Source organism: Halopseudomonas laoshanensis (assembly GCF_008365385.1).
Classification (GTDB): domain Bacteria; phylum Pseudomonadota; class Gammaproteobacteria; order Pseudomonadales; family Pseudomonadaceae; genus Halopseudomonas; species Halopseudomonas laoshanensis.
Map to the genome: position 1 here is coordinate 1307290 of NZ_QOVF01000001.1, position 25519 is coordinate 1332808.

General features: G+C 57.2%; 23 protein-coding genes and 1 pseudogene. 15 read left to right on the plus strand and 9 right to left on the minus strand.

Annotated elements, in window-relative coordinates:
- Window positions 1–21 precede the first annotated feature (21 nt).
- Entirely contained in the window at window positions 22–2253 is a 2232-nt protein-coding gene (gene katG / locus DT594_RS05980) for a catalase/peroxidase HPI (protein ID WP_149331791.1), read from the minus strand.
- A gap of 439 nt (window positions 2254–2692) precedes the next feature.
- Here katG and DT594_RS05985 point away from each other — a divergent pair, with 439 nt between their 5' ends.
- Window positions 2693–3112, plus strand: a complete 420-nt coding sequence (locus DT594_RS05985; protein WP_218574480.1) for a P-loop NTPase family protein — start codon at window positions 2693–2695, stop codon at window positions 3110–3112.
- 21 nt (window positions 3113–3133) lie between these two features.
- Here the strand turns inward: DT594_RS05985 and DT594_RS05990 are convergent, their stop codons facing one another.
- Window positions 3134–3697 carry an ATP-dependent Clp protease proteolytic subunit gene (locus DT594_RS05990; protein ID WP_149331793.1) on the minus strand — a complete coding sequence of 188 codons (564 nt, stop codon included), beginning with the start codon at window positions 3695–3697 and terminating at the stop codon, window positions 3134–3136.
- A 264-nt stretch (window positions 3698–3961) separates the two neighbouring features.
- On the opposite strand from DT594_RS05990, the gene DT594_RS05995 reads away from it, so the two are divergent.
- The 7 genes from DT594_RS05995 to DT594_RS06025 all read left to right on the plus strand — a co-directional run bounded on the left by DT594_RS05995 (window position 3962) and on the right by DT594_RS06025 (window position 7761).
- Window positions 3962–4357 (plus strand): VOC family protein, encoded by a 396-nt coding sequence (locus DT594_RS05995; RefSeq protein ID WP_149331794.1) that lies wholly within the window; start codon window positions 3962–3964, stop codon window positions 4355–4357.
- A 33-nt stretch (window positions 4358–4390) separates the two neighbouring features.
- Window positions 4391–4828: an HIT family protein gene (locus tag DT594_RS06000; RefSeq protein WP_149331795.1), complete on the plus strand. Its 438-nt coding sequence runs from the start codon at window positions 4391–4393 to the stop codon at window positions 4826–4828.
- 9 nt (window positions 4829–4837) lie between these two features.
- Window positions 4838–5443 (plus strand): hypothetical protein, encoded by a 606-nt coding sequence (locus tag DT594_RS06005; protein ID WP_149331796.1) that lies wholly within the window; start codon window positions 4838–4840, stop codon window positions 5441–5443.
- Between the two features lie 21 nt (window positions 5444–5464).
- The gene (locus tag DT594_RS06010) at window positions 5465–5830 is read left to right on the plus strand and encodes a glyoxalase superfamily protein (protein ID WP_149331797.1); all 366 of its coding nucleotides are present in this window, start codon (window positions 5465–5467) and stop codon (window positions 5828–5830) included.
- A gap of 161 nt (window positions 5831–5991) precedes the next feature.
- Entirely contained in the window at window positions 5992–6324 is a 333-nt protein-coding gene (locus DT594_RS06015; RefSeq protein ID WP_149331798.1) for a DMT family transporter, read from the plus strand.
- Between the two features lie 23 nt (window positions 6325–6347).
- Window positions 6348–6746, plus strand: a complete 399-nt coding sequence (locus DT594_RS06020; RefSeq protein WP_149331799.1) for a DUF6632 domain-containing protein — start codon at window positions 6348–6350, stop codon at window positions 6744–6746.
- Window positions 6747–6969: 223 nt separating this feature from the next.
- Window positions 6970–7761: an AraC family transcriptional regulator gene (locus DT594_RS06025; protein ID WP_218574481.1), complete on the plus strand. Its 792-nt coding sequence runs from the start codon at window positions 6970–6972 to the stop codon at window positions 7759–7761.
- Here DT594_RS06025 and DT594_RS06030 read toward each other — a convergent pair.
- On the minus strand, window positions 7747–8340 hold the full coding sequence (locus DT594_RS06030) for a LysE family translocator (protein WP_149331801.1): 594 nt from the start codon (window positions 8338–8340) through the stop codon (window positions 7747–7749). The two genes, DT594_RS06025 and DT594_RS06030, sit on opposite strands and share 15 nt — an antisense overlap.
- Before the next feature lie 121 nt (window positions 8341–8461).
- A complete protein-coding gene (locus tag DT594_RS06035) occupies window positions 8462–9142 on the minus strand; it encodes a TetR/AcrR family transcriptional regulator (RefSeq protein ID WP_218574482.1) in 681 nt (226 codons plus the stop codon).
- Window positions 9143–9224: 82 nt separating this feature from the next.
- Between DT594_RS06035 and DT594_RS06040 the strand changes: the two genes are divergently transcribed.
- The 3 genes from DT594_RS06040 to DT594_RS06050 are packed head-to-tail and all read left to right on the plus strand — an operon-like array spanning window position 9225 to window position 12515.
- Complete coding sequence (locus tag DT594_RS06040) at window positions 9225–10700, plus strand: flavin-containing monooxygenase (RefSeq protein WP_149331802.1); 1476 nt, start codon at window positions 9225–9227, stop codon at window positions 10698–10700.
- A gap of 14 nt (window positions 10701–10714) precedes the next feature.
- A complete protein-coding gene (locus DT594_RS06045) occupies window positions 10715–11533 on the plus strand; it encodes an SDR family NAD(P)-dependent oxidoreductase (protein ID WP_149331803.1) in 819 nt (272 codons plus the stop codon).
- A gap of 31 nt (window positions 11534–11564) precedes the next feature.
- The gene (locus tag DT594_RS06050; RefSeq protein ID WP_218574483.1) at window positions 11565–12515 is read left to right on the plus strand and encodes an alpha/beta fold hydrolase; all 951 of its coding nucleotides are present in this window, start codon (window positions 11565–11567) and stop codon (window positions 12513–12515) included.
- Here DT594_RS06050 and DT594_RS19060 read toward each other — a convergent pair.
- A complete protein-coding gene (locus DT594_RS19060) occupies window positions 12512–14725 on the minus strand; it encodes a molybdopterin oxidoreductase family protein (protein ID WP_425460513.1) in 2214 nt (737 codons plus the stop codon). The two genes, DT594_RS06050 and DT594_RS19060, sit on opposite strands and share 4 nt — an antisense overlap.
- A 777-nt stretch (window positions 14726–15502) precedes the next feature.
- Window positions 15503–16585 (minus strand): annotated as a pseudogene (locus tag DT594_RS19065) (FAD-dependent oxidoreductase); the annotation flags it as partial.
- A gap of 33 nt (window positions 16586–16618) precedes the next feature.
- Here DT594_RS19065 and DT594_RS06060 point away from each other — a divergent pair.
- Entirely contained in the window at window positions 16619–17611 is a 993-nt protein-coding gene (locus DT594_RS06060) for an AraC family transcriptional regulator (RefSeq protein WP_149331805.1), read from the plus strand.
- Window positions 17612–17617: 6 nt separating this feature from the next.
- Here DT594_RS06060 and rarD read toward each other — a convergent pair whose 3' ends face one another.
- Entirely contained in the window at window positions 17618–18526 is a 909-nt protein-coding gene (gene rarD, locus DT594_RS06065; RefSeq protein ID WP_149331806.1) for an EamA family transporter RarD, read from the minus strand.
- 162 nt (window positions 18527–18688) lie between these two features.
- On the opposite strand from rarD, the gene DT594_RS06070 reads away from it, so the two are divergent.
- From DT594_RS06070 to DT594_RS06080, 3 genes are all read left to right on the plus strand, one after another.
- Window positions 18689–19348 carry a glutathione S-transferase family protein gene (locus DT594_RS06070; RefSeq protein ID WP_149331807.1) on the plus strand — a complete coding sequence of 220 codons (660 nt, stop codon included), beginning with the start codon at window positions 18689–18691 and terminating at the stop codon, window positions 19346–19348.
- Window positions 19349–19496: 148 nt separating this feature from the next.
- Entirely contained in the window at window positions 19497–20645 is a 1149-nt protein-coding gene (locus tag DT594_RS06075) for an endonuclease/exonuclease/phosphatase family protein (RefSeq protein WP_149331808.1), read from the plus strand.
- A gap of 173 nt (window positions 20646–20818) precedes the next feature.
- The gene (locus DT594_RS06080) at window positions 20819–21739 is read left to right on the plus strand and encodes a transglutaminase-like domain-containing protein (protein WP_149331809.1); all 921 of its coding nucleotides are present in this window, start codon (window positions 20819–20821) and stop codon (window positions 21737–21739) included.
- 69 nt (window positions 21740–21808) lie between these two features.
- On the opposite strand, the gene DT594_RS06085 is transcribed toward DT594_RS06080, so the two are convergent.
- Together DT594_RS06085 and DT594_RS06090 are read right to left on the minus strand one after the other, a co-directional pair.
- On the minus strand, window positions 21809–24274 hold the full coding sequence (locus DT594_RS06085; protein ID WP_178091433.1) for a S8 family peptidase: 2466 nt from the start codon (window positions 24272–24274) through the stop codon (window positions 21809–21811).
- A 445-nt stretch (window positions 24275–24719) separates the two neighbouring features.
- Window positions 24720–25478 carry an alpha/beta fold hydrolase gene (locus DT594_RS06090; protein ID WP_149331811.1) on the minus strand — a complete coding sequence of 253 codons (759 nt, stop codon included), beginning with the start codon at window positions 25476–25478 and terminating at the stop codon, window positions 24720–24722.
- Window positions 25479–25519: the final 41 nt, after the last annotated feature.

Sequence of the window (25519 nt, forward strand, 5' to 3'; positions counted from 1 at the left end):
CAGAGGGCGCCGCCGCGAGCATTATGCCGAGAGTTTTTGACTGAACTTATCCGCCGGTTTGCCGATGTCCATTCTGTCGGCGTTCATCACCTTGTCCCAGGCCTTCACGAAGTCCTTCACGAATTTCTCGTTACCATCGGTCATGCCGTAAACCTCAGCCTGCCCACGTAACTCCGATTGCGCACCAAAGATCAGGTCCACACGAGTAGCAGTCCAGGTCGGTTGGTGGGTTGTGCGGTCGCGGCCCTGGAAGCGATTCTTGTGCTCGGTCGCGACCCACTCATTCTGCATGTTCAGCAGGTTGATGAAGAAGTCATTCGAGAGGGTACCCACGCGGTGGGTGAAGACGCCATCCTGGCTGCCATCAGCGTTGGTGCCGAGTACGCGCATGCCACCCACCAGCACGGTCATTTCCGGTGCGCTGAGGCGTAGCAGGTGCGCCTTGTCGACGAGTGCTTCTTCCGGCGCCATGAAGTGGGACTCGTGGTAGTAGTTGCGGAAACCGTCTGCAACCGGGCGCAGCGCTTCAAACGAGTGCGGATCGGTCCACTCTTCCTCCGCATCCATTCGCCCTGGCGTGAACGGCACCTGGATAGTGACACCGCCATCCTTCGCTGCCTTTTCGATAGCGGCGCAGCCAGCCAGCACGATCAGGTCCGCCATTGAGACCTTTTTGCCGCCGGTGGCCGAGGCATTAAACTGGTTCTGAATATCAGTCAGCTTTTCCAGCACGCGGGCCAGCAGGGCCGGGTTGTTGATATCCCAATCCTTCTGCGGCGCAAAGCGGATGCGCGCGCCATTGGCACCGCCACGTTTGTCCGAGCCGCGATAGGTCGCCGCGGAGGACCAGGCTACTGACACCAGTTCCGACACGGAAAAGCCCATGTCCAGCATCTTCTGCTTGAGCGCTGAGATATCTGCTTCGTCAATTACCGGGTGGTCGCACTCGGGAATCGGATCTTGCCAGATGAGTTTTTCCTTGGGCACAAGCGGGCCCAGGTAGCGACCGGTGGGGCCCATGTCGCGATGGGTCAGCTTGAACCACGTCCGAGCAAAGGCATCAGCGAACTCCTCTGGATTTTCGAGGAAGTGGCGCGAAATCGGTTCGTAGACTGGATCGAAGCGTAACGCCAAGTCAGAGGTCAGCATGGTCGGCTTGCGCTTCTTGCTCGGGTCGAACGGGTCAGGAACCATCTCGGGCGCGTCCTTGGCTTCCCACTGGAAAGCACCGGCAGGGCTCTTGGTAAGCTCCCATTCAAAGTTAAACAGGTTTTCAAAATAGTTGTTGGACCATTTTGTTGGGGTCTGGCTCCAGATGACTTCCAGCCCTGAGGTGATGGCGTGTGCACCTATACCGCTCTCGAACTTGCTACGCCAGCCCAGACCTTGATCTTCGATAGCGGTGGCCTCCGGCTCCGGTCCAATGAAGGACGGATCGCCCGCGCCGTGGGTCTTGCCGAACGTGTGGCCGCCGGCGATCAGCGCTACCGTTTCATAATCGTTCATCGCCATACGGGCGAAGGTCTCACGGATGTCGATGGCTGAGGCTTTGGGATCAGGCTTGCCGCCTGGGCCCTCAGGGTTGACGTAAATCAGCCCCATCTGCACTGCGCCCAGCCCCGGGTGCAATTGCCGCTCGCCGCTGTAACGCTCATCGCCCAGCCAGGTGCCTTCTGGCCCCCAGAACAATTCTTCCGGTTCCCAGGTGTCCGCACGGCCGCCAGCGAAACCAAAGGTTTTCAGGCCCATGGATTCCAGTGCCACATTGCCGACCAGCACGAAAAGGTCAGCCCAGGAAATCTTGCGCCCGTACTTCTGTTTGATCGGCCATAGCAAGCGCCGAGCCTTGTCCAGGGAGGCATTGTCCGGCCAGCTGTTGAGCGGGGCAAAACGTTGTTGCCCGCCGCCAGCGCCGCCTCGGCCGTCGGTGATGCGGTAGGTGCCCGCGCTGTGCCACGCCAGTCGAATGAATAGCCCGCCGTAGTGACCAAAATCCGCCGGCCACCAGTCTTGCGAATCCGTCATCAGTGCGTGCAGATCGGCGATGACCGCATCCAGATCGAGTGACTCGAACTCGGCCGCGTAATTAAAATCGCCCCCGTACGGATTGGAGCGTGGTGAGTGTTGGTTGAGTGACGTCAGGCTAAGTGCTTCCGGCCACCAATCGCGGTTTCCGGGGCGTTTGCGGGGTTTACCGGCGTCGTGACCAAACGGGCATCCACCACCTGCATTTTCTCCAGATTCAGCGCTCATGTTCTGTTCCTCATATGATTGTCATTGTTGCGGTCAGGCGCCGCTGCATTGAAATTAGCACCGAGATGCGGACTCGACAAAAACCACAGGTCGGGCGTTCAACGGATCAGAAACTGCCGAATAATTCTGAAAACCCAGATATTAGAAGGGTTTGAACGCTTGGCTGCGCCCAAAAAATGGTCCAATACCCAGACATGGTATTTATTTATAGGCATGATAGGTCGCGCTAATGCTGGTCCTGACTAGAGCTTTCCTGATCTGCTTTCTACACAGGATCGTCGCTTGGCTCGCTGGCTTGGTAACGCTGATCGTCTTTAATTTGAGACAACCACCACGAATACGAAATCCCAGACAGCCAGCTGAGGTTCGAGCAGTGAAAATGGTCATACTTGGTAATGCAGGGTCGGGTAAGAGCACACTCTCGAAAAAACTCATTGCCATGGAACCAGCTGCGCGCCTGTCATTGGATGACGTGGCGTTTGACGCCGGCCCTGAAAGGCGTCAGCTGCAAGACAGCATCAACCAGGTTAAGCGCTTCATTGCTGATAACGATAGCTGGATAATCGAAGGTTGTTACGCGGATATTATCGAAGCCATTTTGGCGGATTGTGATGAGCTGATTTTCCTTAACCCCGGAGTTGATGTGTGCATTGCGCACTGCCGCTCCCGACCTTGGGAGCCCGATAAGTTCAGCTCCAAACAGGAACAGGATGACTACCTGGCCAACCTTCTCGTCTGGGTGCGCACCTATGAGACCCGCGCAGACGAGTATGGGCTACACCAACACCGGGCGCTGTATGAGTCTTTCGATGGCAAGAAGCGGGAGCTCAACCACCCAAGCGAGTACTCAATGGTGTAGCCATCGCAACCGCAGCGCAGCTCAGATCACAGCGTGGACCAGCCCGAGCTCGAGCGCCTCGTTGCTATCGATATACCAATTTTCAGGAGCTCGGTCGCGGATCGTTTTGAAATTGACCTTCAAGCCCTTGATGATTGCCCGGAAGCCCTCCTCCTCGATGGATATCGAATGTTCGATCTCGTGCAGCGTGGCCTTGAGCGCCGCAACGCAGGTTCGCAGTGGCCCGTCGACAAGCAACTTCTTGTGCATCTGGCGCTCGTGGATCATCAGCCAGGTCGTTTCGGTCAGGAAGCGGCATTCGACCGGGAAGGACGACATGAAGGTCGCACCCGCCGAATAGACCGCAACTTTGCCGAGGAAGATCATCTCGCGCCCCTTCTGCTCACGCAGCAAACGCACATCGTCACCCATCGTGCGCGCCACCTCAGGATCGCCGCCAAGAGTTGTGATCGCAACAATGATCGGCCCGGTGGCCGAGCAACCGTCAAGCTGCTGCCGGAAGCTGTCATACATGTCCTGATCGACAGTGCCGGACAGTCGTATGTGCGGGCTGGCAAGTTGGGCGTGACGTTTGGAATCGGGCATCAGAAAGCTCCGGAGTCTAGGGATAGGTTGGTCGGATAAGTTGATCAGGTCGTCTTGGAGTATAGAGAGAATAAACAGGTGTACCTGCCGTCGGGACTAATTGCCGCGACCGCATCGTTCGTGATCTATGCTTGCCTGTATGCTCCGTCGGCCGCCCTACTCCCAAGCTTAGACCCATCGTGGTGATGGTAATCGGGCCGATTGGAGGCTGCTCTGAGCAGCAAATGTTGGCCATTACCACCCACCATTCACAGGAGAAGTTTGATGAAAAGCAATCCTGTTGTGCATTTTGAGATTTACGTACAAGACATGGCCCGCGCCAAGGCGTTCTATGAGGCTGTGCTGGAGACCAAGCTTGAGCAAATGCCCAATCCCACTCCCGAGGTGGAGATGGATATGTGGTTCTTCCCTATGGATAAAGAGCACGGCATGAGCAGCTACGGTGCAGGCGGCATGCTGGTGAAAATGGAAGGATTTACTCCGGGCGGCGGTGGCACCCTGGTGTATTTTGGCTGCGATGACTGCGGCGTGCAGGCTGCCCGAGCTGCAGCGTCAGGGGGAAGTGTATCCCAGGAAAAAACAGCCATCGGTGAACATGGCTTCTGCGCGCTGGCCAAGGATACCGAAGGCAATCTGATTGGATTTCATTCAATGGCGTAGTGCCTGATCGTCATATTTTTCTGAGGTCTATTTATGGCTGAGTGCCCTTTTTGCGACATTATCCAAGGCAATCTCGAAGCAAGTGTCATTTATGAGGATGATCTGGTTCTGGCCATCGTGCCTCTGCATGCGCCTTACCCAGAATCAGCGCTGGTTTTCCCCAAGGAGCATATCGATCACTTTACTGATCTGCCCAGGGATTTGGCCACGCATGTCATGAGCGTCGGCTTCGATCTGAGCAAAAAGATCATGAGTGAGTATCAGCCGGGGCGCATGGGTATGGGGGTACATGGGTATGGTGTTCCCCATGCCCACTTCAACGTCTTCCCACAGAACCATCCGATGGATGTTGTATTCAGAAAAATGGCTTATATCAAGGACGGTGAAGTCAGATTCGGCTTCAAGAATTTGCCTGTTCCATCCCGTGAACAAATGGATGAAATAGCACGAACTTTAAGAGAGAAAACATAAGGAGAGCGTGTGAGCTCTGGGCACGATTTTGAGATCTCTGGAAAAACCCCGGTTGCTGAAGAAGTAAAGCGGCTCGGATTTAATCGTTTTATGGCACTCGCCGAGTATGTCCGCGACCTGCCGTACGGTAGACCCTTAGACAGCGAAGACATTTTGGCGCCGCTGAAAGAAAAGCGCGGCACATGTAGCTTCAAACACCGCCTGCTCAGTACCGTGGCCGATGACTGTGACCATAGCGAGGTCAAACTGATTGTGGGTCTTTATGAGATGTCTGAGCGTAATACACCCGGCGTTGCAGCCGTTCTGGATCGTGCAGGCATTGCCTGGATTCCCGAGGCACACTGCTATCTTCAGATTGATGGCCAGAGATACGACTTTACGGGTTTGAGCAGCGGAGGCAGCTCCCCTTTTGAGTCATTGCTGCAAGAGCATATCGTCGCCCCGGCCCAGCTTCACGATGAAAAAGCCCAGCTGCATCAGGACGTAATAAGCAGGTGGGCCAAGAGCTATGATTGGTCTTTTGAGGAAGCATGGGCACTGCGAGAGGACTGTATTAAAGCGTTAGGATCTAACAAAGCACACCAGCCACCCGCGGACTTCCGCCACTCCAGTTGACCCGCAGACCGAGTAACGAGCATGGAATTTCAAACAATACCTATTTTGCGAATTTTCGATGAGCAAAAAGCCAGGGAGTTCTACGTTGAATTTCTTGGTATGAAGGTGGATTGGGAGCACCGTTTTGAAGCGGATTTTCCTATTTACATGCAAGTATCGATGGGTAACCTTGTATTCCATCTTAGTGAGCACTCCGGAGACTGTACTCCGGGCGGCAAGGTATTCGTTAATGTCAGCGATCTTGACTCGCTCTACCAGGACATCGCCTCCAGACCTTACAAGTACAGCAAGCCGTCTATTGAGCAGGCACCCTGGGGTGACCGATGCTTTACCGTGACTGATCCATTTTCGAACCGGGTGCTCTTCAATGAGCCACAAAAGGTCTAAGCGATCCATCGTTGATCGTCAGGTGCCAAGCGTGAACGGTCTGTTCGAGAAGCAGATCTGTCTTACGAACTTTGCTCACAGCTATACCGTTATAACAAGACTGCACCACACCCGGCTCCTCCCGTAAAATGCGGCTTACGGTTTTATTGGAGGGCTTGGTAATGAAAAACTGGCTGTTTCTTGGCGTTGCCATTTTCGCTGAAGTGATTGCAACTTCGAGCTTGAAAGCCAGCGCCGGCTTCACAAAATTCTGGCCGAGCCTTCTCGTTGTTCTAGGGTACGCGATCGCTTTCTATTGCCTGTCGCTGACCATAAGGACCATCCCGATTGGTATTGCCTATGCCATCTGGGCGGGCTTGGGAATCGTCTTGATCTCGCTGGCCGGCTGGCTAATATTTAACCAGAAGCTGGATTTGCCCAGCATCATCGGCATGGCGTTGATTATCGCTGGCGTGGTTGTGATCAATGTCTACTCCAAGGTGAGTGCCCATTAGTGCTCGTTAAAGAGGCTGCAGCTATGACTGTTGTCGACCGTCTTAGATATTTGCGCATCGTTTTAGTCTTGACCGGCATCGCTTGCCTGGCTCTCTACCCACTTATGCTGTTCTGGCCATCCGGATGGGCCTGGCACACCGGCCATTCAAACTACCCGATGATGATCGTTGGCATCTATGCCACGCTGGGCGTGTTCTTGCTCCTGGCCGCGCGAGACCCAATGGCCCATCTAAGCCTGATCTGGTTCACTGTTTGGTCTAGCGCCGTGCACGGGGGAATCATGACTGTTCAGGCAGTTACTCAACCCGAGCATATGGGGCACTTAGCCGGTGACGTGCCGGCGCTCTTTATCGTGGCGATTGCCTTGGCATTCCTTACACCGCGCTCGGAATCCAGCAATTTGACGCAGGTGCCGCACTGAAACCAGGTATCAGACGGTTGAGCTTTATATCAACGAAGCAATAACGGAGAATTTGGAGATGTACCCAAACCTCGCTAAGCGGTAGAAGAGCAGCAAGATTTAACTAGGTACTGTTCCGCAAACCGCTCCTTGGTGAGGGGCCTTCAAAACCAGTGGCGCCTGACAAATGCATCCAGCAGACATGACTAATCCAAGCAAACCTATCTTCTGGCGGGACCCGCGCATGCCGCACCTGGAGCTACGCAAGGTAGAGGACGGGCGCAAAGTTTGTTATGCGCTTCACAGCCATACCCAATGGTCCCTGGGTGCGATTACTGAGGGTGAGAGTACGTTCATCTATCGTGATGATCAGTATCAGATCAACGCCGGGACTCTGGTACTGATGAACCCAGGCTGGGTGCACGCTTGCAATCCCATCGCTGACCAGCCTTGGGCTTACCTGATGCTGTATGTGGATGTCGATTGGCTTAGCCGACTGCGGTATGAGGCGGGATTGCTGGATGAGGTCCAATGGCAAGATATCTCGACCGCCGTGATTTCAGATACAGGTTGGTATAGCGGGTACCTCCGAATGGTTTCCTGTTTGCTGGACCCACTAAGCACCCTGCTCGAAAAGCAATCCGAAGCGGTCGAATACCTCTCCGCCTTGATGCTCGATCTAGCTGGACAGCAAGCCCGGTCATTTACCAAGGCACCTGGCATTCTGCGGGAGTTGGCTGCCTATCTGGATGACAACGCCGCCGAGGAGATTTCCTTGGACGCATTATGTGAGCGCTCTGGTTACAGCCCCGGACACCTCATTCGTGCTTTCAAGCAGTATTTCGGGCTCACCCCGCATGCTTACCTGATCAACCGCCGAATCCAGCTTGGTCAGCTTGAACTCAAAGTTGGCAGGCCAATCGCCGAGGCCGCATTGAATGCCGGTTTTACCGATCAACCGCACTTCCAGCGCACCTTTAAACGCTTGGTCGCGGCCACACCAAGGCAGTATCAACAAGCTTCACTCAAGCACTAGGTACACACAACTGGCCAATAATAACGCCGCCAGTATCCGGTTGATTGCCTTGAGAACCTGTGGACGCTGTACATACCGGCGAAGAAAAGCGCCGGCATACACCCAACTGGCCAATGACAACCAACAGATAGGCATATAAAGCGATGCGAAGATCAGGACCTGCTGCAGGTCGTTCCCGCTGGTGTAAGCGCCTATGCCTGACGCCGACGCAAGCCAAGCCTTTGGGTTGAGCCACTGCATCACCGCACCGGTCATAAAGCCAGGTGCTTTGTGGGTATCCCCTTCTGTCAGCCGGCCATCATCTACTGCCAGTCGATAGCTTAAGTAGACTAGAAAAGCGACACCTGCCCATCGCAATAGTGCCTGCAAGCCTGGCATAACATTCATTGCCGAATATAGGCCCAGGCCGATAGCGATAAACAGCGCGATAAAGCCCAGGGTAGCGCCGGTGACAAAGATCAAACCCTGGGACAGGCGATAGCGGGTACCACTGCTCAGGCATACCAGATTCACCGGGCCTGGTGAAATGGATGCGGCTAGGGCGAATGCCGACATCGGCAGAATCATCGAAAGGCTCATGGTCATTCTCTTGAGGCTGGGCAATGGCCAAAGTCTGCGGTAATAATCAACATGGTTATTGAACAAAATTGCGCTGTCCGACGTCCCCTCGTGGCGGATGAATACGACCGTTCAGCGGTGCTCACTCATCATCAAGCAAAGACACACCCAGCTTGAGCGCAGTATCCGTGACCACATCCACCGGCGTGCTGTATCCATTGGCCATCCAGTGCAAAGCGATGTGGATGACACCACCGAGGATGCCGGCCTGAAGTAACTCATCAAAGTGTTTACCGGGGCGCGCGAGTACGCGGGCGATATCGTCACTGGTGGCCTTGAGTGCTTTTTCGATTGCCTGGTCAACCGCTGGGCTGATGCCGCGAATTTCGATTAGTAGCAATCGGCCGATGGTGGGGTTTTCTTTGAGCTGTTGAAAGTACGACTGCAGCATCGCCCTGCTGCGCAAAACCGGATCCTTCCCCGCGGCCTTGGCCGCCGCCATGTTGTCTTCACGCATCCAGCGCGCCGCCTGCTCGTAACAGGCAATGAGCAGCTCGTCGCTGTGGCCAAAGGATTCGTAGAAGTAGCGTTGGGTCAGGCCCGCTGCATCACACACCTGCTTGACGCCAGAGTGGCGGTAGCCGTTCTCGCCGTAGACTTGAATCGCCGCATCAATCAGCTGTTGGCGGCGTTGCGCCCGGCGCTCTTCAACCGCCGAGCCGCGATAGCGCCTTTTGCTTACGGGCGTGGCCGCTGCTGCAGTCGGGGTTTTAGCCGCTTTGCTGCTGGGAGCTTTGTCCGACTTGGTGGTTGTCATATTCATCAATTTAATTCTGACAATAGGGATTGCCAAATCTTATATGACAATTTAGATTGTCACCACCACCCATCGTCGGGATATGAGCATGAGCACAGCACAACAACAATTCGAACCCACGCCCCTGAACGTTCTCATCATCGGCGCCGGGCTCTCCGGCATTGGCGCTGCCCGCGCGCTAACCGATCAATGCCCGGACAAACGCTACCTGATTCTTGAGCGCCGCGCGGCCATGGGTGGCACCTGGGATCTGTTCCAGTATCCCGGCATTCGCTCCGATTCGGACATGTACACCCTGAGCTACAGCTACAAGCCCTGGACTCATCGCAAGGCGATTGCCGATGGCGCAGACATCAAGCGCTATATTGAAGACATCGCCGAAGAATCGGGCATCACCAGCCATATTCGCTTCCAGCGCAAAGTGGTTTCCGCCAGTTGGTCGAGCGAACAGGCACTCTGGACAGTTACTTCGCTGGCGACAGACAGCCAGGGTCAGGAGCATGAAGAAGTCACCCAGGCGCGCCTGCTGTCTGTCTGCGCCGGCTATTACAGTTACGACGAAGGCTACCGGCCGGACTTCCCCAATGAGGCCGACTTCAAAGGTCAGATTGTTCACCCGCAGTTCTGGCCAACGGATCTGGATTACAGCGGTAAGCGCATTGTGGTTATCGGCAGCGGCGCGACCGCGGTAACGCTGGTACCGGCGCTGGCGCAGACTGCCGCGCATGTCACCATGCTGCAGCGCTCGCCCAGTTATGTGGTGTCACGGCCGCTGGAAGATGGCTTTGCTCAAAAACTGCAGAAGTGGCTGCCAATGTCGGCGGCGCATTCCCTCACCCGCTGGAAGAATGTGCTACTGGGGTCGTTCTTTTATCGCATCGCCCGAAACAAGCCGGAAATGTTCGCCCAGCGGCTGTTGCATATGGTTAAAACACAGGTCGGCCCCGAGCTGGATATGAAGCACTTCACCCCGGCGTACAAGCCCTGGGATCAGCGTGTGTGTGCGGTGCCGGACGGCGACCTGTTCCACGATCTGCGTGCCGGGCGCGCCTCGGTAGTGACCGATACCATTGAAAGATTCACCGCCGACGGCATTCGCCTGGCGTCCGGCGAGGAACTGCCGGCAGATATCATCATCACCGCCACTGGATTGAAGTTGAACGCCCTGGGCGACGTGCAAGTGAGTGTCGACGGTCAGCCCATCGCCTTTGGTGAACAAACCGCTTACAAGGGCATGATGCTCAGCGACATCCCCAACCTGATCCTCACCTTTGGTTATACCAACGCATCCTGGACGTTAAAGGCCGAGTTGACCTCCAACTATACCTGCCGCCTGCTGCGTTATATGGACACCAAGGGCTACAAGGTGGCAGTGCCCCGCCGTGGTGCTGAGGTGCAGGATGAGCCCTTCCTCAACTTTACCTCTGGCTACGTGCAACGCGCCGAAGGCATGCTGCCCAAACAGGGCGACCGTAAACCCTGGCAGGTGCACCAGAACTACCTGCAGGACAAGCTGACCATTCAATACGGCCGGCTAGATGACGGCGTAATGCAGTTCCAATAACAAGGATAAAAACCATGCAAGTAAACGATTGCGTTGCGGTATTGACCGGCGCCGGCAGTGGCATAGGCCGGGCCCTAGCCGTGGCTCTGGCGCAGCGCGGCTGCCACTTGGCATTGGCTGATGTGAATGCCGCGGCGCTAGCGCAAACCGCTGAGCAGGTCCGCGCAGAGGGCGTGCGCGTGAGCGAGCACCCGCTGGACGTCGCCAACCGCGCCTCTGTCGCCGCCCTGCCCCAGGCCGTTATGGCTCAGCACGGTCAGGTAGATCTGCTGATCAACAATGCTGGCGTCGCGCTGGGTGGCAACTTCGATCAGGTCAAGACAGAAGATTTTGACTGGTTGATGGCGATCAACTTCGACGCTGTGGTGTGCATGACCCGCGCCTTCCTGCCGCTGCTCAAGCAGCGTCAGGCGGCGAGAATCGTCAATGTATCGAGCCTGTTTGGGTTGATCACGCCAGCCGGGCAAACTGCCTATTGCGCGAGCAAATTTGCCGTGCGCGGATTCTCCAATGCGCTGCGTCTGGAACTGCAAGGCGGCCCGGTCGGCGTCACCGTGGTACATCCGGGCGGCGTTGCCACGGCTATCGCCACTAGCGCGCGGCCGCCGGCAGGCGTTGACGAGGCAGAGCATGCGCGCAAACTGAAACAGGCTGAGAAGCTGCTGCGCATGCCGCCGCCCAGGGCCGCCGAGATTATTCTCAACGGCATCGAGCGTGACAAGCCGCGAGTGGTTGTTGGTAATGATGCACGCATATTATCTTGGCTGGAGCGTTTGATGCCGGTCAACTACTGGCGCCTGTTGCCCGGCATAGCTACGCAGAAAACCAATTGATCACCCTTCCAGCCCTAAAAGGAATTTCACGGTGAATTATTTCTTTAGCGTAATCATGATTGGCCTGTTCATGTTCCTTGGCGGGCTGTTTCTGTTCACCCTGTTTATCACCATGCGCGTGCAGATGGGTCTGCCTGCCGAAGGCCGGTTTGTGACCGTGATGGGTAACCGCATTCATTACCTTGAACAGGGGAAAAAGCAGAATAGCGAATCGACCATTCTGATGATTCACAGCCTGGGTGGTGTATCGCAGAACTTCAGCTATAGCGTGCTCGGTCAGCTGGCCAAAGACCACCGGGTGGTCGCAATTGATCGCCCTGGTAGCGGCTATTCCGAGCGCCACCCGCGCTCCTCCGCATCGCTTGCGGTGCAGGCCGATGTCGTCGCCGGCGTGATAGATACACTCGGCTTGGGCAAGCCACTGATCGTCGGTCATTCTCTCGGCGGCGCCGTCGCGCTGGCTACTGCACTACGCCACCCGGACAAAGTCGCCGGCCTGGCGCTGGTAGCCCCGCTCACGCATATGCCGAAAGATACACCCAAGGCTTTTGCTGCTCTGGGCATTACCTGGCCGTGGCTGCGCAAGTTGGTGGCCTGGACGCTGGCAACACCCATGTCGATTCTGCAGAAAGACAAGGTGATGGATATCGTCTTTGGCCCCGAAAGCGTACCCAAGGACTTTCCCATACGCGGCGGCGGCCTGCTGGGCCTGCGCCCCAGCCAGTTCATCAGCGCCTCGGCCGACATGAACGCCCTGCCGGATACCTTGCCGATGATGCAGCAGCAATACCCGACACTGACGCTACCGGTTGCTGTGCTCTATGGCCGTCAGGACCGCATTCTGAACCACATTGAGCAGGGCCAGGGCCTGGCTGATGTAGCACCCACCGCCGAGCTGGAGCTGATCGATGGCGGGCATATGTTGCCGATTACCCAGCCCGACGTTACCGCTGAGTTTATCCGGCGCCGCGCGGCGCTCTAAAGCCGCTGCAAGGTTACCGGCACGCCGTTCAGCACCGCGTTACCAGACAGTTCATCGACAAACTGCTCATCGGTAATATCGTTGATGCTGACGCCTGGATTGGCCTCGGCGGTGCTGATACGCATGCCGGGGCGGTGGTGGCCCCAGCCATGGGGCAAACTGACCACGCCGCGCATGATGTCTTCGGTGATCTTCACCGTCACCAGCAACTCGCCCTTGTTGGATGCCAGGCGTGCCTGGTCGCGATTGTTCAGACCATAGGCTGCCGCATCGTCGGGGTGCAGAAATAGCGCGCAGCGGTCTTTGCCTTTCACCAGCCGGTAACTGTTATGCATCCAGGAATTGTTGGTGCGCAGGTCGCGACGGCCAATCAGCAAAAGACCGGATTCAGCCACTTCACCGCCAAAGCGCCGACACAGCCGGTCCAGGTCGCCAACCAGCACTGCTGGTGCCAGATCGATTTTCTTGTCATCGGTGAACAGGCGGCTCGGCAGCGACGGCTTTAGCGACCCCAGATCCAGGCCGTGTGGATGCTCCTTGAGCTTGGCCAGGGTCAGCCCTTTGCGACCAAAGGGATTGAGCCTGGTCAGCAGCTTGCCGCCGTCGCCATAAGCACTCTTGCGCAGGGCCTGGTCGAGGATACGCTGGGGCGTCATCAGCTCACCCAGGCGCGCGTTAAGTTGATACTGCAACCGCTGCTTCAACGGTCTGTTGGCGATTTTACGAGTCTCGATGCGCTTACACAGATCGGAGAAGATATCCCAATCTGAGCGCGTACCCTGCGGGTGCGGAAACAATGGCTCGGCAAACTTGGCGGTGTTGTGCACCGCGAACAGGTTGAAAATCAGGTCGTACTGTTCATGCTCCATCGGCCCGGTGGGCGGCAGAATGATATGCGCATGGCGGGTGGTCTCGTTGAGGTAGAAGTCCACCGACACCATAAAGTCCAGTTGCTCCAAAGCCTGGTCAAGCTGCCGGCCGTTAGGCGATGTCAGTACCGGATTACCCGCCACCGTCACAAAGGCTTTTATCTGGCCCTTGCCTGGCGTGAGCATTTCCTCCGCCATTACCGGCGCGGGAAACTCGCGACTGAACTCCGGCAGCCCACGCACGCGGCTACGGTAACGGTCGAAGCCGCCACGCCCGGAGATTTGCAACAGATCCACCGCTGGGGTGGTAAACATCATGCCGCCTGCGCTGTCGAAGTTGCCGGTGAGAATGTTAAGCAGATTGGTCAACCAATGGTTCAGAGCGCCAAACTCCTGCGTTGAGATACCCATGCGCCCGTAGCACACGGCCCTCTCGGCGCTGGCGTATTCCACCGCGATGCGCTCAATGTCCGCCTCAGCGATGCCGGTCTGCTCGGCAATCCGGGTCAATGGAATACGGTTGAGCAACACTGCCAGTTGTTCCCAGCCCTTGGCCAGCTCCAGTAGCCGGCCCGGTTTGGTTAACCGGCGATCAATGATCACCTGCAGCAGGCCGAGCAGAAAGAGCGCGTCGGTGCCCGGTTTGATGAACTGATGCTCACTGACGTAAAGCGCAGTTTCCGTACGCCGCGGGTCGATCAGTACGATCTTGCCGCCGCGCTCGGTGATAGCTTCCAACCGGCCGAGTACATCACCGGCGGACATCAGGCTGCCGTTCGAGGCAGCCGGGTTGGCGCCCAGGATCAGCATGTAGTCGGTGCGGTCGATGTCCGGGATGGTGAACAGCTGACTGTGGCCGTACATCAGGTAGGACACCAATTGGTGTGGCATCTGATCCAGGGTCGACGCGGAAAACAGGTTGCGAGTGGATAGCGCCTTACGGAATCGGCCCATAGTCAGCATGATGCCCATATTGTGCGACGTTGGATTGCCCCAGTAAGCGCCCACAGTGTCATTGCCGTGCTCGGACTGGATAGCCACCAGGCGGCTGGCCACTTCCTCCAAAGCATCGTCCCAGGAGATTGGCAGCCATTGATCGCCGACCCGCTTCATCGGTGTTTTCAGGCGCTCCGGATCATTATGCAAATCCTGCAGGGCATACCCCTTGGGACAAATATGGCCACGGCTGTGATGGTCGTCCAGGTCACCGGCAATCGAGAGAATCTTGTCGCCCTGGTACTCGATCTTGATGCCGCACATGGCTTCGCACAGAGTGCAGGTGCGGAAATGGGTTTTAACCTCCGCCGCCGCACGGCTTGCTTCGCTAGCGATCTGCTCCAGCTTGGGCGCTACGCTGGCAGCGGTTTTTTGCCTGCTCTCCACCTCAGCACGCCGGCTGCGGATAATCTCCAGCATGCGCTCGACTTCCACTTCCTTGCGCCGCGGCCGACCATGCGGTTCACCCTGCTCACGCTCGTGCTGATCGAGCAGCAACCAGTCGTCGAAGGTAACGTAGTGGCAGGCGCGTTCCGTCAGTAGAAGCCCGACATCCTGACTCACCTTTATGGCAGACGCTTGCTCGGACGCATCCAGGTCGGCCAACAACTGCGCCACGGTATCCACCGCACATTGTTTGTTGCTGCCAATCACTCCGCTGGCGCCGCGTTTGATCCAGCCCGCCGCATATTCCCGGCCGGCTATCTCGTTGGGCTCAACATGGGCATGCACCCGACCGCTCTGATTCGCGATCACGCCCCGGTCCTGGTCAAACGCCACGCCCGGAATCGCCACACCACGGTAACCGGTGGCGTTGATGACCAGGCCCACCTTGATTGCACGTTGCTCGTCGGTCGCCAGTGCCGAGACCGAGCCCTTGCCGTCGCCGCTCAGGCTATTGCGCACACCGGTCATAACGGCGACCTGATCGTTTTCGCTTGTAAAGCCGGTGGGCGACAGCTTGAACATAAACCGAATGGTCTTGCCACCCTGGTGCTTGCGGGTCTGGGCTTCCTGCAACAGGGTCATGTTATGCCGCGCTTCGGTATTCAGCGGCTCGGCAAGCTCCGCTTCACTGGCGGCGTCAAGCAGCATGTCATCGGCATCCACCTGAATATCCACGCCACGGGTGTCGAGCAGCTGCTGCAGTTCTTTGGGCGTAAAGGCGGCTTGAACTGGGCCGCGACGAGCCACCATGCAAACCTCACGAATCTTGCTGTGGCGCAATGCTTCCAGTGCGTAGTCGGCTATGTCGGTACGCTCGAGCTCCTCAATCGGCATGGTCAAAATACGCGCAATATCCAGCGCGACGTTGCCCATACCGACGACCACAGCGGTTTCACCGGAGAGATCGACTGACAGGTTTCTGAAATCCGGGTGGCCGTTGTACCAGCCGACAAAAGCCGAGGCGCCATGGATGCTGGCCAAGTCTGCACCGGGCAGCCCCAAATGGCGGCTGACCGCGCCGCCGGTGGCATAGAGCACCGCATCGTATTGGTCCAGCAGCTCGGTACGGGTCAGATCTTTGCCAATCTCGACATTGCCGAAAAAGCGCACCCTGGGTGAGCGCGCGGTCTTCTCGAAACTGCTGACCACCGATTTGATCTTCGGATGATCCGGGGCGACACCGTAACGCACCAGCCCGAACGGCGTGGGCAGGCGCTCGAAGATATCCACCTTGGCATTCGGTAACTTCTTGAGCATCTCTTCGGCAGCGTAGAAGCCCGAGGGCCCTGCCCCGATCACCGCCAGACGGCGAGCGAGACTACGGCTAGCGGCGGCGCCCTGTTTGCCGGCCGCCGCAATATCGTCGGGGTCACGGCTTTCGGTGATGGGCGGATATTCCCTGGCCTTAAGTGCATTCAGCTCAATGAATTCCTGCATGGACTCCGGCACGGCGGACTCCGGGTAGATCGCGCGCACCGGGCACTCGGTCAGGCAGGCGTTGCAGTCAATGCACACCTCGGGATCGATATAGAGCATCTCCGGGCCTTCGCGAAAAGCATCCACCGGGCACACGTCTACACACTGGGTGTATTTGTCACCAATACAGCTTTGCGTTACGACGTATGCCATTTGACTCTCCTCATCGCCAGCAATCGCCAGCTCCCGTCGTGGAAGGCCCTGGATGCTGGACCTTGACTGACTGGGAAAGGTAATGGCTTGGCGTACACCCGTCTTGACACCACCGCACGCTTTTGACATTTTGTGCCAGGATTTTCGCCATTCGGATTGCCCATGTCCAAGGACGTCTATATCTCCTGCGCTTTGACTGAGACGCTGCGGGACTACGTGGAAAAGAATGATATGGACGCACCCGACGTCCTTGACGCGCTGGCGCCCTACTCCAGCAGCCAGCGGATGCCGATATTGTTGTTCTGGAAGCAGCTGAAGCGGCTGCAAGCTTTGCATCCGGTACCGGCACTGGGTCTGCGCATCGGCCGCTGTGCCAAACCCCAGCATTTTGGTGTGGTGGGATATTTAGCTGCCTCTTGCAGCAATTTGGGCCAGGCGCTGATGCGCTACCGCCGTTTTCAGACCCTGCTGGTGAGCAATCTGGATGTGCAGGTCACTCGGCAAGGCGATGTGATCCGTTACAGCTGGGGGTTGGGTGAGCACCATACGACGCCGCTGGCCAGCGAGTTCGGCGTCGCCGCATTCGTCAATCTGTACCAGGCATTGATTGGCCAGGCCATCCCACCCACCGCCATCGAGATTCCCTACGCGCGGCCGGCGCAGCCGTCGATTTATGAGGCACTGATGGGCTGCCCGGTCCGTTTTGAAGCCGCCTGCCACGCTCTGGAGATGCCGGTCAGTCTGCTGGCCATGCGCATTACCACCAGCGACTCCTACATGCGCGGGTTGTTCGACCAGCAGGCGCTGGCGATGCTAAGCCAGCAGCCCCGGCCCGACCGTTTTTTGCAGCAGCTGCAACAGCAGATGATGGAGGCACTACAGGAAGGAGAACCCTCTGCGACAAATATTGCTGAGCGCATGGGTTATTCGCTGCGGTCGTTTTACCGAAATCTGGCCGAGCATGACCTGCGCTACCGCGCCGTATTGGGCGATGTGCGCTTCAAGCTGGCGCGCATTTATCTCGCCGATCCCCGACTTTCTCTGGCGGAAATTGCGCTGTTGCTGGGTTATTCGGAACAGAGCGCCTTTACCCGAGCTTTCCGCAGCTGGACCGCGAGTACACCTCAGGATTACCGCCGGCAGCTGGATAAATAAACGGCGTTAGGTCGCCACCTTATTGGCTCTGCTCGTCTGCAGCGTACGCCAGGCCGACCAGGAGTAGAGCGCCAGGGCAAGCCAGATCAACGCAAAACTGGCGAGCTGTACCGCGCTGATTGCTTCCTTGAAAACAAAGATCGCAATCAGAAACTGCATGCTCGGATTGATATACATAAGAAAGCCCACGGTGGCCAGGCGCAAACGCCGGGCCGCCCCGGCAAAGGCAAGCAGCGGGATCGCAGTCACCACGCCACTGGCGACAAGCAGCATTACCGTACGCGAATCCTGCGTGAAGTTTGATAGCTCCAGCTGGGTCATCGCCGCCAGTGCGAGCAAGGCCAGCGGCAACAGCAGCAAGGTCTCGACAAACAAACCTGACAAGCCATCAAGCAGTATCTGTTTGCGCAGCAAGCCATAAGTGCCAAAGCTCAGCGCCAGAATCAGAGCAATCCAGGGCATGGTCCCGAGCAGCACGAGCTGCACCATAATGCCCGCCGCAGCCAAGGCCACGGCCACACCCTGCAGGCGCGCCATGCGTTCACGCAGAATCAGCATACCCAGCGCGACGTTGATCAGCGGCGTCAGGAAGTAGCCCAGGCTGGCCTGAAGTACGTGATGGGTCTCAACCGAATAGATGTAGACGCCCCAGTTAAGCGCAATCAACACCGCACACCCGAGCACCCTGCCCAACCGCCGCGGATGCGCTAAAGCGTCCCTGACCGGCGCCCAACGACGCATCAGGGTAATCACCAGCGCCAGAAATACACAGGACCAGATAATGCGGTGGACCAGCACTTCATAGGCCGGCACGCCCTGGAACAACGCAAAGAACAGCGGAAAGCAGCCCCACATCATGTAGGCACTGACGCCGTAAGCAATGCCCTGACTGTTTTCGGTAAGTTTTGCGGGCATGAGGTGCTCGGTTCAGGACGGTTCTGTTTAAAGGGTGCAAAGCCCGGTCAATTCTACAGCCCCCCAAGCCGAGGCCGCCAGGTATCTGAGGAACGCACCCGCAGCAGACCTTTGCTATATTTTTAATCGACTGCTCTGCGAAGGGCGAACTGGAGTCTGCCAATGATTCCCACCATCAGTGTCTTTGAACACTCACCCGATAGAGGGCAAGGGCTGGCGCGGGACATGAGCGTGCGCTGGGCCTTTGAAGAAGTGGGTCAGGCGTATGAGGTCAGGCAGGTTTCTCTCAGTGCGATCAAGCAGCCGGCGCATCAGGCCCTTCACCCCTTTGGGCAGATTCCCACCTATGAAGAAGGCGATCTCGCCTTGTTCGAATCCGGGGCAATCGTGCTGCATATTGCCGAGCACCATGTGGGCCTCCTGCCAGCCGACCCCAATGGCCGGGCGCGCGCCATCATGTGGATGTTTGCCGCGCTCAGCACCGTGGAGCCACCGATCGTTCAGCGCGAAATCGCCATGTACATGGAGCACGACAAGACCTGGTATGAGAAGCGCCTGCCTTTGCTCGAAGATGGCATTCGCGTGCGACTACACCAACTATCAAGCCGGCTTGGAAAAGCCGACTGGCTGGAAGAAGCCTTCAGCGCCGGAGACCTGATGATGGTGCAGGTGCTGCGTAGGCTGAAAACCTCGAGCGTGCTGGGAGAGTTTCCGAACCTGTGCGCCTACATCACCCGCGGCGAAGCGCGGCCGGCCTTCAAACGTGCTTATGATGCACAGCTGGCAGCGTTCATCGGCAAGCCGCCTAAACAGGCCAATTAACAGAGCATTGCCTTAAACTCTGCCGCTCAAGAACGTTATACTGAACGGAAGTAAGCAAATATTTCCGATTACTGTCAGGTATAACAATGAGAATCAGAACTTTAGCGACCATTTTTGGCCATAGGGCCTATTCTACCTTGTCTGTATTATGTCGATAAAACCCATTAGTAAGACGCATCTTCTCTGTCGCATCGCTGTCGGCCTTTTCTCGTTTGCGCTGATATGCGCTACCGCCATCCCACTACTGCGCACCGACGAATGGTGGATTCGCATCTTTGACTTTCCGCGCATACAGATTTCTGTACTGATAGGACTCACGTTCGTAGGCTATTTGGCCCTGCGTATATATTGGCGATTGCGAAGCTGGGAATACGGGCTTGCTACGCTGCTTGGGCTTGCGCTGGTTTGGCAGATTATTTCGATCGCGCCCTACACGGCTTATTACCCCGAAGAGATGGCGGCCAGCAACACGGAGGATGATTCCAATCGCATCACGCTCTTGGTGTACAACGTGCTGGCTGACAATCGTGAGGTGGATGCGCTACGCGTACTCATCCGCGAAACCAACCCAGATGTCATCCTGCTAAGTGAACCTAACCAGTGGTGGTTTGAACAGCTTGACGGCTTGGAGGACGACTACCCCTACACCTTGCAACAGCCGCAGGAGAACAATTACGGGCTGCTGCTATATTCCCGGCTGGAGCTGGTGAATCCAGAGATACGTTTTTTGATTGAGTCAGAGGTGCCTTCCATTCGCTCCCAGGTGCGCTTACGTTCGGGGGAGCTGGTGACCCTTTACGGTGTGCATCCACGCCCGCCAGGCCTCAAACCTCCAGGAGATGACGACGCAAAGCAACAGGATGACGAAGACGACGACCGCGAAGACTCGGGCAAGCGTGACGCAGAATTAATGCTGGTTGCCAAAGAAGTGAAGGAGCTCGGCAACGTTCCGGTGATCGTCGCTGGCGACTTCAACGATGTGGCCTGGTCGCATACCACACATCTATTCCAACGGACCGGCGGTTTGCTTGACCCGCGGGTTGGCCGAGGTCTGCTCAATACCTACGACACCAGAAACCGCCTGCTGCGCTATCCACTGGATCACACCTTCGCCTCCGAGCATTTTCTTTTAGCCGACCTACAGCGTCTTCCTGACATCGGATCCGATCACTTCCCCCTGCTCGTCGTCTTTGATTTCGATCCAGAAGCTTCCGTGGCAAACGACGAGCCGCAGCCAGATGCGGGCGATGCGGAAGAAGCTGAAGAGGCTATTGAAGAAGGCAAGTCCGACGCCTGAACCAGCGGGCATCCGGGAGGCCGGATTTCCCGTCCGGTTTTGAACACCCGCCGCCTGCTGTAGTCCTACCTGTATACCTTATCCACTTAAGGGCGCCATCCGGGCCGCGGATGGCTATTTGCTGCACGGCGTTCAACGCCGCCTCCCTTCTGTACTACAGAGACTACGCCATCATGGTTCGATTAAAGTTTTCGATAGAGCTGGGCTACACCATCCTGGATGAGTCTTGTGATTTCCTGTTCAACATCCACCCTGCTCTAACGGAAAGCCAGCATGTCGTGAGTGAGACGGTAACCATCAGCCAACCGGTGGAACAGCACTTGTTTGTGCAAAAGGATGACGGCACACGGTGGCTGAAGATCCGTGGCAACAATGGGCCACTGGTGGTTCGTTATGACGGTGTCGTCGAGATACGCCATACCGTAGCTCAGCCGGCAGCCCTCGAAGAGACGCCCATGGTCGACCTGCCGATGGATCTGTTCTGCTATATCTACCCGAGCCGGTACTGTGAGTCAGACCGTTTTCAAGCACTAGCGAACCACGAGTTCGGTGAAATGCCCCCAGGGTATAACCGTGTGGTCGCGATCCGCGACTGGGTCAACAAGCGAACCAAATTTACCTCGGGCAGCTCTGGTGCCAGTACCTCGGCACTTGACACACTCACCGACCATGTCGGGGTGTGCCGCGATTTTGCCCATTTGATGATTGCCACTTGCCGGGCGCTAAATATGCCTGCGCGCTTTGTTTCAGGCATTGATTACGGCGCGGACCCTGCGATGGGACCGTCGGACTTCCATGCCTACGTTGAGGTATTTTTAAGTGGCCGCTGGTATCTGTTCGACCCCAGCGGTGTATCGCCAACCATGGGGCTGCTGCGCCTTGGTACCGGCAGAGACGCGGCAGATGTGTCCTTCGCCAACATATTTGGCGCTGCAACTTCAGCGATACCGGTAATTACCATTGAGGCTATCGAAGACCCGCAGCACGGACTTGTGCTGCCAGTGCATCAGGCCAACGCGTTATCAACCGCGGGGGCGCCCGAGTCACTTTTTACTGCCGCTGATGAGGCCGTAGATATGCCCTCCCACACTTAAAACATCTACCTTCAACCTCTCTTGGCGGTGCTCGTTGTCACCACCAGGAGCTGCCGATCGGCGCGGTCCTTAGAAGCGCTGTTGCCACTGGGCCATGACGACCTGCATCGCCTCAGCTTGCGCCTGGTGTCCGGGCTCGCGAATACCCAGCCAAGATAGTTTCACCGTGCTGTCTTGCCATAATGGCCTTTGCCAGAACGCCTCCAGATTGAGCTGGCGACCATCAGGCGTCAGGTCTAGCGTCAAAGCCTGCATATCAAACAGATTACCGGCATAGCCCGTCGCCACATTGACCCTGGTCTCGGCAGACTCCACTCGCAGGGGTTGCTGCAGCACCAAACCTAGCGTAGCGCGGTCCAAGGCATAGCGACCGGCGAACGTCCAACTGCTGGTGGTAACCTTGCCCAGGTCGCTGAATAATCCATCGGCATCAGCTTGGCTTTGTCCGACGTAAGCAGAATGTCCGAGTGTCAGAGCTCCCCGCTGGGCTTCGCCGCGAACGCCGGCATACAGCGTCTGGCTGACATCGTCCAGCGCAAAGGCTCCACGACCATGGCTATCGAACAGGCCGTCATCACTACGGATGTAGCCGAGCTCGATCGTCGAGGCGTAACTACCCATTGCTGGCATGTTCAGGCCCACCGCTACGCCTTGACGGAAAGCGTTCGCGGTGCTGATCAGATCCAGGCTGAACCCACCCAGTGGCAGCCGTTGGCGGATGCCCATGGTCTGCTCGCCGGGACTTTGCAACCACAGAGCCGACGCCATACTGGTATGCAGTTGGCTATACCCTGCCCAACTTGGGCGGGCGTAGAGCATATCCAGATCATCTACTTGGCCGAAGCTCAGTGAACGCCCTGCACCCTGGTCAAAATGCATCACCTGGCTGGTTGAGCCGTTTCCAGTCGAGACGGTCCAGCTCATGGTCCCGCTGCCCTCGCTCTGGCTCTTCCAGATACGTCCAAGCCTCTGCCACGCGGCCCGGGTGTCGTAACGGAAGCGGCGGTTGCTGACCTGAGCGCCCAGGTTCACAGCAAAGCCTGCATCCAGGGAGTCTGTCGCCATAACCTGCAGATTTGCCAAGGGGTTGGCATAACCGAAGGCCCCGCCGAGCACCAACGCCGCGTCGTCGACAGACAATGTCTGGCCACTGTCACTGACCACAGCCAAGGGGCCGACCGGACGAGTGGCCCGCTCCAGATCCATCAGACCTTGCCCATACAGGCTCTGATTGGCATAGATGCCGTCTTTATTCGCAGTAACAAGCAACCGCTGGACTACCTGCTCCGGCGCCAGAGTGGGAAAGGCCTGACGGATCACGGCGAGACCGCCGGTTACGGCTGGCGTTGCCATTGAGGTTCCCGAGGCGATGGCAAAGGTGTTGTTGGCACCAATATAACTGGAAACGATGTTGGTGCCGGGAGCAGCGACACACCACTCGGCAGCGGCACCACAGGCATTGGCAAAACTGCTGAGCGTACCGGTATCTGAATCGACGCTGGTTACCGCTACCCAGTTATACTGCAACTCCGGATAGAGTTGCGGCAGTGCTGCAAAGACCAAGGGTTGGTCCCTCCCCTCGTTCCCGGTTGCCCAAACGTAAATGCGTCCGTCCTCGGCGCCAGCTTGCCATTCGGCCTGGAGCGTTGGGAAATTCGTTTCCACCGCGCCTCTACCGAACTCGGCGACCGTCGCATCTATTCCCCAACTGTTGTTGAACCAGGTGGCACCACCGGCCCTGGCCCAAGCGAAGCCATTTGCCAGTTGCTGGTCAGTCGCGGTGATGTTGTCGCTGGCATCGGTGAACCGGACGTTAAGAAGTTGTGCTCCATGTGCGTAACCAACAACACCAAAGTCATTCCTGCGAGCCACGAGAGTGCCTGCGACATGTGTTCCATGGCCGCCAGTATCCTGGGCGTCGGCCTCGGTCGTGCTGCCCGTCAAGACATTGTAGTGCCCGGCTGTCTGGCCTTGTAACTCGATATGGCTGGTGTTGATGCCACTGTCGATAATGGCAATGCGTTGTCCCTGGCCGGTATAACCACGATCATGCGCGACATGCCCAAAGGTGAGATCGTAGCCATTGGTGTTGACATGCTCGTTCGACAGAACAAGCGATTTGGCTGAATCATCGCCGCCGGGAAGTGGACCCGGATCAGGCGCAGTGCCCGGATCACCGGTTACCGGCTGTTCGACTACAGGCCCGGTGGCCGGAGGATTCAATATTGGTAGCGATCCCGCGCCGGGATCTCCATCGACCGGGTCTTCAACCCCGTCACCCGGTGCCGGAGCGCCTGCGCCATCGTCACCGCCGCCTCCACCTCCACCGCCGCCCGCCGCAGCGGCAACGCCTACAACCAACGCTCCCCCAGCAATCCAACCAAGGGTGCTTTTGCTTGTCCGTACACTGGTCGAGTCTGCGGTCTCGCGAAGACGCTGCGTGAGCATATCCTCGAGCATTGCCGATTGCTCGGCGGTAATGAGGCCGAGGGTTTCCGTGTAAACCGACTGAGCGACAGCGTTGCTTTGGTTCATCAGCTCGCCAGCACGACGACGTAATGCTGAGTCTGACCGGATAGCAGCATCGAGAAGGCTTTGGACCTGCTGCTGACTGAGAGCATTGGTATAAGCGGCCGATGCTGAAGCCACTGTACTCTGCGCATGGACGACGGTGGGAAGCAGCGCCAGCGGCGAACTGGCGATGAGAGCGACGAGGCAAACAGGACGGGCGTGATAGCTGAATAGTGGCATGGCGATCTGTTCTCGATTCGAGGTGGACTGTAAGCACCGTAGCCGACCTGTTCTGCTCGGTTGTCAGCTATCGAAAATTAATTATCGGCAGATCCGAGCACAAATTGAGTGTTTTATATACAACAAGATGTAAGCAGATCAGCCAAAAATCGCGATGGTTTAACACAGGTATAAATTGCCGTAAGCCGGCCAATCGGCTCATTCAGGGCGTGTACGGGTAAGATGCAGATCACCCGAGAAACTTCACCAATGCCGACTTAAATCGCAAACTCATCAAGGCGGTAGTGTGGTTGCCTGGAGTAATACAAAGCTGTGCATCAGGTAACGCGGCCTGTAATTTCTCCGGATGAATCGCCAGCGGGTCGTTGCGCCCCGCGATGATCAATGTTGGGTTAGTAATGCGCTCAAACGGAATTTTCTTGGAGTGAAAGGCTAACGCCTGGGCGGCCATCGCGTTGCGATCGGCGCGCATAAAGTCGGCAAATAAGCGAAAGGCAAGTAACGCCGGATGCTTTATTGACCGGCGGTTGGTAGCCAGCAGGGCTGCAGCCAATTTTTTCTTGACCTGGCCGTGGTGGGAGCCCCCCAGACTGAGCGTATGAGCACCGATGCCGCCGATGATCAGCCTGCGGATGCGCTTATCCTCAGCGGCAGCAAGCAGCGCAACCGTTGCACCCATGGAGTAGCCGACCAGATCCACTTCTTCCAACCCCAGCTCATCTATCAGGCAGGAAATATCCTGGGCCATGCGGCTTTCTCCATAAGAGGCGGTATCATGTGGTCTATCTGAGCGCCCATGACCGCGCGCATCCAAAGCTATTACCCGATGGCCCGTGATAGTGAGTCTGAAGACAATGCCTGGCAGGATCCAGTTCACCCGCGCATTGGCGATATACCCGTGCTGCAATATGACGGGAACGCCTTTAGCTCTGCTGTTCCATTGTCGATAGCGTATTTCGACCCCGTCGAATGATGTGAAGCTTTTCATGGAAGTCTCCTGCAGAAGTGAGAACTACTGGCGTACAACGA